This is a genomic window from Saccharothrix ecbatanensis (genome assembly GCF_014205015.1).
GTDB lineage: Bacteria > Actinomycetota > Actinomycetes > Mycobacteriales > Pseudonocardiaceae > Actinosynnema > Actinosynnema ecbatanense.
In genome coordinates, this window is record NZ_JACHMO010000001.1 from 4,466,581 (window position 1) to 4,475,776 (window position 9,196).

At 72.1% G+C, this 9,196-nt stretch carries 2 protein-coding genes; both read left to right on the forward strand.

The window, feature by feature from the left end:
• Nucleotides 1-153 precede the first annotated feature (153 nt).
• A complete protein-coding gene (locus F4560_RS18310; RefSeq protein WP_184921576.1) occupies nt 154-1,422 on the forward strand; it encodes a serine hydrolase domain-containing protein in 1,269 nt (422 codons plus the stop codon).
• Between the two features lie 92 nt (nt 1,423-1,514).
• Nucleotides 1,515-9,191: a non-ribosomal peptide synthetase gene (locus tag F4560_RS18315; RefSeq protein WP_184921578.1), complete on the forward strand. Its 7,677-nt coding sequence runs from the start codon at nt 1,515-1,517 to the stop codon at nt 9,189-9,191.
• Nucleotides 9,192-9,196 lie beyond the last annotated feature (5 nt).

Sequence of the window (9,196 nt, forward strand, 5' to 3'; positions counted from 1 at the left end):
GCCTTCTAACCTGGGGTTACAGTCGACGGAAATGGGTTATACCCATTCCGCGAAAGCCTCCGTTCGGCGGTAGCCACGGTCTCGTGACGGCAGCCAACGTTGTGGCCGCAGCCGCCGTTGTGCTCACCGTGGCTTCAATTAGAAGGATCAATCATGGACACCGACCGGATCGTCACCCGATTAACGGCGCTGACGCGTGACCACCTGGTGCCCGGCGCGCAGATCGCCGTGCACCGGGCCGGGCGCACGTGGACGCACGAGGTGGGCCTGCCCGTCGAGGCCGCCGTGCCGATCGGCTCGATCACCAAGACGTTCACCGCGACCGTGGCCATGGCCCTCGTCTCCGACGGCGACCTCGACCTGGACGCGCCGCTGTCCGACCACCTGCCCGTGGTGGCCGACGGCCTCACCCTGCGGCACCTGCTCAGCCACACCGGCGGCCTGCCTTCGGACCCGGACGACGTGCGCGCCACCTCGCTGGGCCGCCACGTGCGGCAGGCCCTGCGCGAACTGCACCCCCTACACCGTCCCGGCGCGGGTTTCTCCTACTCGAACATCGGGTACTGCCTGATCGGCCACCTGATCGAGGTGGCCACCGGGATGTCCTGGTCAGAGGCGGTGGAAGCGGTCCTGCTCCGCCCGCTCGGCCTGCGCGCCCGGTTCACCACCGGCTCCGATCCCGACGTGGTCACCGGCCACGCGGTCAACCCCACCACCGGCCGGGTCGTCCCGGTGCGGCAGTCGCTGGCGCCGGTCGACGCGCCGGCGGGGGCACTGGCCGCCAGCGCGACGGACCTGGTCACGTTCGGCCGCATGCTCGGCGGGGCCGCGCCACGCCTGATCGACCCGGACGAACTGGCGCTGATGCGGGAGCCCGTCCGGCACGCCGAACCGTTCGGGATGGCCGACGGGTGGGGTCTGGGCCTGGCCTTGTTCCACCGCGACGGCGTCCGCTGGGTCGGTCACGACGGCACCGCGGACGGCACGTCGTGCCATCTCCGGGTCAATCCCGCAGACGACACGGCGGTGGCGCTGACCACCAACGGCAGCACCGGATTCGCATTATGGCGCGAACTGGTTCCGGAATTGGCAGCGGCCGGCCTTCCGGTGGCGGATTACGACGGAATGAGTGGGCTGCATCACCGCATCGCACCGCCGCCCGACTGCGCGGGCAGTTTTCGCAACGGTGATGTCGAATACGCTGTGCGAGCGGTGGACCGGGAACACCTCGCGCTCACGGTGGACGGCGAGCCGTTCGCGGACCTCTCGTTGTTCGACGGGCTGGTGTTCGCGATGCGCGATTCCGACACGGGTGACACGAACCAGACCGGGCGTTTCCTGCGCGACCCGGGTGACGGCGGGATCCGGTGGATCCAGATCGGCGGGCGACTCGCCCGCAGGCAGGTCTCGACAATGTCTTGATCCGAGGTTTGAACCCTTCGCGCAATGGGTAAGGCGCGCCCTTCAGCAGAAAGGCACCTCACGCGATGACGCACGCCCACAGCCTGCCGGAAATGATCGCCGCACAGGCGCTGCGAACCCCGGAAGCGCCCGCGGTGATCTCCGCCGAAGAGGTGGTGAGCTACCGGGAACTCGACCGTCGGGCGAATCGGCTCGCGCACCTGCTGCTGGCCAAGGGCGCGCGACCCGAACGGGTGGTGGCGCTGGCGCTGCCGCGCTCGGTGGACAACGTGGTCGCGCGCCTCGCGGTGCTGAAGACCGGCGCCGCCTACCTGCCGATCGACCCGGACTACCCGGCCGACCGGATCGCGTTCATGGTCGAGGACGCGGACCCGCTGCTCGTCCTCGACGGCCTGCCCGAGCCGGGCGAGTCGGCGGACCACCCCGTCACCGCGCCCGACGTGGCGATCCGGCCGGACGACCCGGCGTACGTGATCTACACGTCCGGCTCGACCGGCCGACCCAAGGGCGTTGTCGTGCCGCACAGAGGATTACCCGCGTTCGCCAGAGCCGAGATCGCGCAGTTCGACGTGCGGCCCGGCGACCGGGTGCTCCAGTTCTCCTCACCCAGCTTCGACGCCTCCGTGCTGGAGCTGTGCATGGCCCTGCCCGCCGGCGCGGCGCTCGTGGTGCCGCCGCCCGGACCGCTGCTCGGTGACCAGCTCGCCAAGGTGATCGCCGACTTCGGCGTCACGCACGCGCTGATCCCGCCGGTCGCGCTGGCCACGGTGCCCGACGTCGCACCGCCGTCGTTCCGCACGCTTGTCGTCGGCGGTGACGCGTGCCCGCCGGACCTGGTGGCGAAGTGGGCGCCCGGCCGTCGCATGATCAACGCCTACGGCCCGACCGAGTCCACCGTGGTCACGTCGTGGAGCGGGCCGCTGGAACCCGGTGGCACGCCGCCGATCGGCTGCCCGATCCCGGGCACAGAGGTGCGGGTGCTGGACGCGGACCTGCGCCCGGCCGCCGAGGGCGAGCTGTACGTCACGGGCGTCGGCCTGGCGCGCGGCTACCTGCGCCGGCCGGGGCTGACCGCGCAGCGGTTCGTGGCCGATCCGTTCGGCCGGCCCGGCGCCCGCATGTACCGCACCGGTGACGTGGTCCGCACCCGTGACGACGGCCAGTTGGAGTTCGTCGGGCGGGCCGACCACCAGGTGAAGATCCGCGGCTTCCGGGTCGAGCCCGGCGAGATCGAGGCGCTGCTGCGCCGGCAGCCCGGCGTGGAGCACGCCGTGGTCGTGGCGCGCGACGAGCCGAAGCGGCTGGTGGCCTACGTGGTCGGCGAGACGTCGGGGCTGCGCGAGCACCTGGCCGCCCGGCTCCCGGACTACCTGGTGCCGTCCGCGTTCGTCGCGCTGGACGCGTTCCCGTTGACGCCCAACGGAAAGCTGGACCGGGCCGCGCTGCCCGCGCCGGTCGTGGGCACGGTGGCGGAGGGTTACGTCGAGCCGCGCACACCGGCCGAACGTCGGGTCGCCGAAGTGTGGTCGGACGTGCTGGGCGTGCCTCACGTCGGCGCGCTGGACGACTTCTTCGCGCTGGGCGGCGACTCGATCCTGGCCGTGCGGGCGTTGTCCAGGCTCGGCGGGCTGCCGGTGCGGGCGATGTTCGACCACCGCACGGTCGCCGCGCTCGCCGAAGCCCTCCCGGACGGTGAAGCACTGCCGAAGCCCAAGGCGATCACGCGTGTGCCGGTCGGGATGCCGCTGCCGTTGTCGTCGGCGCAGCGCCGCCTGTTCTCGCTGGACGGCACCCCCGAGCAGAACACGGCGGTCGGGTTGCGGCTGACCGGGCCGTTGGACGTGCCCCGGCTGGCGAAGGCGCTGGACGCGGTGGCCGCTCGGCACGACGCGCTGCGCACCACGTTCGACGTGCTGGGCGACGAGCCGGTGCAGGTGGTCGCTCCGCACGGCACGATCCCGCTGCGCGTGCTGCCGGTCTTCGACCCCGCTGGACTCGGGCTGGACGAGCCGTTCGACCTGCGGCACGGGCCGCTGACCCGCGCGGTGCTCTGCCCGATGGGAGCCGACGAGCACCTGCTGGTCCTGGTGCAGCACCACATCGTCACCGACGGCTGGTCGGTGCAGGTGCTGCTGGAGGAGCTGGCCGAGCTGTACGCGGGCGGGCAGCCGGTGGAGCCCGAGGTGCAGTACCCCGACTTCGCCGTGTGGGACCGGAGCAGAACCGGCGGCGATCCGACCTACTGGCGTGACCGGCTGGACGGCATCGAGGCGCTGGACCTGCCCACCGATCGCCCCCGGCCACCTCTTCGCACGACATCCGGCGCGGTGCTGCGCCGTGCTCTGCCCGCGGACCTGGTGCGGAGGCTGGCCGACGTCGGCCGCGCGCACGACGCGACCCTGTTCATGACGCTCACCGCCGCCGTGCAGGTGCTGCTCTCCGCGCGCAGCCGGCAGCGTGACATCGCGGTCGGCACGGTCAGCTCCGGCCGTGACCGCACGGAGCTGGAACGCACGGTCGGGTTCTTCGTCCGCACGCTGGTGCTGCGCTCGTGGGTCGACCCGGACCTGGCGTTCACCGGGTTCCTGGACCAGGTGCGGGACACCACCCTCGAAGCGCTCACGCACGACGACGTGCCGTTCGACCGGGTGGTGGAGGCGGTCCGCCCCGACCCGGACCCGAGCCGGACGCCCCTGGTGCAGGCCGTGGTCGCGCTGCACCAACCGCTGCTGCGCGACGCGTCGTTCGGCGACCTGACCGCGGCCGAGCACGACCTGCCGCGTCCGGTGGCCCGGTTCGACCTGGTGGTGGAGTTCTGGCCGCGTGGCGACGACCTGGCGTTGACCGTCGAGTACAACACGGATCTGTTCGACGCCACGACGATCGCGGCGTTGAGCGACGACCTGGACTCGTTGCTGCGCCTGGTGGTGGACGACCCGGACCGCCCGCTGCGCGGCATGACCGACCTGTCGTTCTCGCGCGATGACGACTCGGTCCGCATCCGCGGCGTCCGGGTCGACCTCGGCGAGGTGGAGGAAGCGCTCCGGCGGCACGACGAGGTGACCGACGCGGCCGTGGTCGCGGTGGACCGGCGGCTGGTCGCGTACGTGACGCCCGCCGTCAGCCCGGCCGCCCTGCGCGCGTTCCTGGGTCAGGTGCTGCCTGTGCACGCCGTGCCGACGACGTTCGTGGGCTTGGACCACCTCGACCGCGACGCGCTCCCCGCGCCGCCCGACGAACGCGCCGAAGTCCGTTACGTGGCACCGCGAACGCCCGTCGAGGCGGTGCTGGCGGACGTGTTCGCCGACGTGCTCGGCGCGTCCAGGGTCGGTGTGCGGGACAACTTCTTCGCCCTCGGCGGCGACTCGATCCTGGGCATCCAGGTGGTCACCCGCGCCCGTCGTGCGGGCCTGGTGCTGACCTCGCGGGACATCTTCGCGCACCAGACCATCGCCGCGATCGCGCCGCACGTCACCCGTGACCTGCCGCCGACCGCCGAGCAGGGCATGGTCATCGGCGCGGCGCCGCTCACCCCGATCCAGCGTTGGTTCCTGGACACCCACGCCGTCCGCCCGGAGCACTTCGACCAGTCGGTGGTCGTGGACCTGGCCGAGGTCGACGTGCCGGCTCTTCGCACCGCGCTCATCGCGCTGGTCGACCACCACGACGCGCTGCGCACCCGTTTCGAGGGCGACCGCCAGGTGATCGGACCCGGACGTCACGTGGACCCGTTGGCGCTGGACCGCTTCGACCTCACCCAAGGCCCGTTGCTGCGGGCGGAAGTCCTCGACGGACGGTCGGTGCGGCTGACCGCGCACCACCTCGTGGTCGACGGCGTCTCCTGGCGCGTGCTGGTGGAAGACCTGATGACCGCATACCAGCAGGTCCGCACCGGCCAGACCGTCCACATCGGACCGAAGACCACCTCGTTCCGGGACTGGGCGATCCGGCTCGCCGACCACGCCACCGACGGCTTCGCCGACGAACTGGACCACTGGACGACCGTGGCCGCCACGCCGACCGCCATCCCGCTCGACCGGCACGGCCCGAACACCGTGGCCTCGCAGCGTGAAGTAACCGTGCGGCTCACCGCCGACGAGACCGCCGCGCTGCTCCGCGACGTGCCCGGCGTGTACCGGACGCAGGTCAACGACGTGCTGCTGACGGCGCTCGGCCGCGTGCTGGCCGACTGGACCGGGCGCTCCCGCGTGCTGGTGGATCTGGAGGGCCACGGCCGCGAGGAGTTGTTCACCGACGTCGACCTGTCCCGCACGGTCGGCTGGTTCACCACCGTGTTCCCGGTCGCGCTCGACGTCCCCGACGGTGGTTGGGGTGCCGCGCTGAAGTCGGTGAAGGAGCAGTTGCGCGCGGTGCCCCGGCGTGGCATCGGGTACGGCGCCCTGCGTCACCTCGCCCGCACCGCGCCCGGCTGCGACCCGCGGATCAGCTTCAACTACCTGGGCCGGTTCGCCGAGGACCAGCGCGACCTCGCACTGTCCGTCGACCCGAACGCCCCGCGCCCCCACCTGCTGGACGTGGTGGGCCAGGTTCGCGGCGACCGGCTGGCGTTCACGTTCCACTACAGCGAGAACGCGCACGACGCGGCCACGATCACCCGGTTGGCCGACGGGTTCGCCGAAGCGCTGCGCGGGATCGTCGCGCACTGCGCCGAGCCGGAGGCGGGTGGCCGCACGCCGTCCGACTTCCCGCTGGCCGACCTGACCCAGGACGAGGTGGACCGGATCACCGGCGCCGACGCGTACCCGCTCACCCCGATGCAGGCGGGCATGGTGTTCCACGGCCTGGGCGACCAGGGCGTGTACTTCCAGCAGACCACGTTCGTGGTGGACGGCGTCACGGACTCCGCCGAGTTCGCCCGCGCCTGGCAGCGGGTGGTCGACCGCACGCCCGTGCTGCGCAGTTCTGTGCTGTGGGAGGGCGTGCGCGAGCCGTTGCAGGTTGTGCACGACCACGCCACCGTGCCGTTCACGTTCCTGGACTGGAGCGGCCTGGGGGACGCCAACCGCGCCGACCGGCTGCACGCGCTGCTGGCCGAGGACCGGGCGGAGGGCATGGACCTGGGCACGCCGCCGTTGATGCGGGTCGCGATCGCGCGGCTCTCCCCCACCAGCGTGCAGGTGCTGTGGACGTTCCACCACGTGCTGCTGGACGGCTGGAGCGTCTTCCACGTGCTGTCCGACGTGCTCAGCCCCGGTGAACCGCCGGAACGCCGACCGTTCCGCGATTACGTCGCCTGGCTGACCCGGCAGGACGACCACGACGAGGCCGAGGCGTACTGGCGCGGGGTGCTCGGCACGGTCGACGCGCCGACCCCGCTGCCCGCCGACCGCCCCGCGCCGCACGGCACGTCGTCCGAACGGCTCCCGATGACGCTCACCGAGGCCGAATCCGGGCAGCTGTACGAGTTCGCCCGCCGGCACCGGCTCACGCCGAGCGCGATCGTGCAGGGCGCGTGGGCGTTGCTGCTGGCGCATTCCAGCGGCAAGCGCGACGTGTGCTTCGGCGCGACCGTGTCCGGCCGTCCGGCCGACCTGCCCGGCGTGGACTCGATCACCGGCATCTTCATCAACACCCTGCCCGTCCGGGTCGAGGTCGACGGCGCCGCGCCGGTCGCGGACTGGCTGCGCGCGTTGCAGGACGCCCAGGCCGACTCGCGGCGGTTCGAGCACGTGCCGCTGACCGACATCCAGTCGTGGAGCGGGGTCGAGCGCGGCACCGCCTTGTTCGACAGCGTGGTGGTGTTCGAGAACTACCCGGTCGAGTCGGCCGAGGGCATGGGCCTGCGCGAGCTGTCCGCGATCGAGACCACCAGCTTCCCGCTCAGCGTCACCGCGTACCCGGCCGAACGGCTCGGCGTGCTGCTCGGCTACGAGCCGGCGATGTTCGAGCGGGCCACCGTCGAGCGGCTGGGCGAACGGCTGCACCGGCTGCTCGTGGGCCTGGTCGCCGACCCGGACCGGCCGGTGGCCGACGTGCCGTGGCTGTCCGAGGCGGAGATCCGCCGGGTGATCGTCGACTGGAACGACACGGCGGTCGATGAACCGACCGGCACGATCCCCGAGCTGTTCACCGCGCAGGTGGCGCGCACACCCGACGCGGTGGCGGTGACGGGTAGTGGGAGGAGCCTGACCTACCGGGCGCTGGACGAGACGGCCAACCGGCTGGCGCACCACCTGATCAGGTCCGGGGTCGGGCCGGAGTCGGTGGTGGCGTTGAAGTTCCCCCGTTCGGTGGACCTCGTGATCGCGGTGCTGGGCGTGCTGAAGGCAGGGGCGGCCTACCTGCCCGTCGACGTCTCCTACCCGGCCGATCGCATCGCGTACATGATCGCCGATTCCCGGGCGGCGCTCGTCCTGGACGGCATCCCGGACCTGTCCGGGATGCCCGACGACGCACCGGAGGTGGTGCTGCGGCAGGAGAACGCCGCGTACGTGATCTACACGTCCGGGTCCACCGGCCGGCCCAAGGGAGTGGTCGTGTCCCACGCCGGTCTGGCGACGTTCTCCACCGCCGAGATCGCGCACTTCGACGTGTCACCGGGCGACCGCGTCCTCCAGTTCTCCTCACCCGCCTTCGACGCCTCGGTCCTCGAACTGTGCATGGCGCTGCCCGCCGGAGCCACCCTGGTCGTGCCGCCACCCGGGCCGCTGCTCGGCCGGCACCTCGCCCGGTTCGTCACCGACTTCGACATCACCCACGCCCTGATCCCGCCGGCCGCCCTCGCCACCCTCCCCGACGCCGAACTCCCCACCCTGCGCACGCTCGTCGTCGGCGGTGACGCCAGTTCGGCCGAACTCGTGCGGCGGTGGGCGCCCGGCCGACGGATGATCAACGCCTACGGCCCCACCGAGTCCACCGTCGTCACCACCTGGAGCGACCCGCTCGAACCCGGCGGCACACCACCGATCGGACGCCCCATCCCAGGCACCGCGGTGCGCGTGCTGGACGACGAGCTCAAGCCCGTCCCGGCCGGCGTCACCGGCGAGCTGTACATCGCGGGCATCGGCCTGGCCCGCGGCTACCTGAACCGACCGGGCCTGACCGCGCAACGGTTCGTGGCCGACCCGTTCGGCGCCGCGTCCGGTTCTTCGGCCGGCGAACGGATGTACCGCACCGGCGACCTGGCCCGCTGGGACGACACCGGCACCCTGCACTACCTGGGCCGCGCCGACCAGCAGGTGAAGATCCGCGGGTTCCGGGTCGAGCTGGGCGAGGTGGAATCGGTCCTCGCGGCGCATCCTGCCGTCGCCCAGGTCGTTGTAGTGCCGAACGAGCACCGCTTGGTGGCGTACTTCGTGCCGGACAAGCCGACTACGGCATCGGAGTTGCGCGACCACACGGCCGAGGTCCTGCCCGACCACATGGTCCCAGCGGCGTTCGTCGCACTGGAAAGCATGCCGCTGACCGTGAGCGGCAAGCTCGACCGCGTCGCGCTTCCCGCGCCCGAGCGCGACGCGGTCACGTCCAGGGAGTACGTCGCACCGCGCACCGAGACCGAAGAGGCGATCGCCGCGATCTGGGCGGACGTGCTCGGCGTCGGCGAGGTCGGCGTGGAGGACAGCTTCTTCGCACTCGGCGGCGACTCGATCCGCGGCCTGCACATCACTTCCCGCACCAAGTCGGCGTTCGGCGTCGACCTCTCCCCCCGTGACGTCCTCACCGCCCGCACCGTCGCCGCCCTGGCCGAACTGGTCGAGGAACTGGTGCTCGCGGACCTCGAAGCTCTCGTTGCCGACACGGAGGCGTGACCCCG

Coding starts and splice junctions, on each gene's coding strand:
- F4560_RS18310 (WP_184921576.1), top strand. CDS start 154: ATGGACACCGACCGGATCGTCACCCGATTAACGGCGCTGACGCGTGAC.
- F4560_RS18315 (WP_184921578.1), top strand. CDS start 1,515: ATGATCGCCGCACAGGCGCTGCGAACCCCGGAAGCGCCCGCGGTGATC.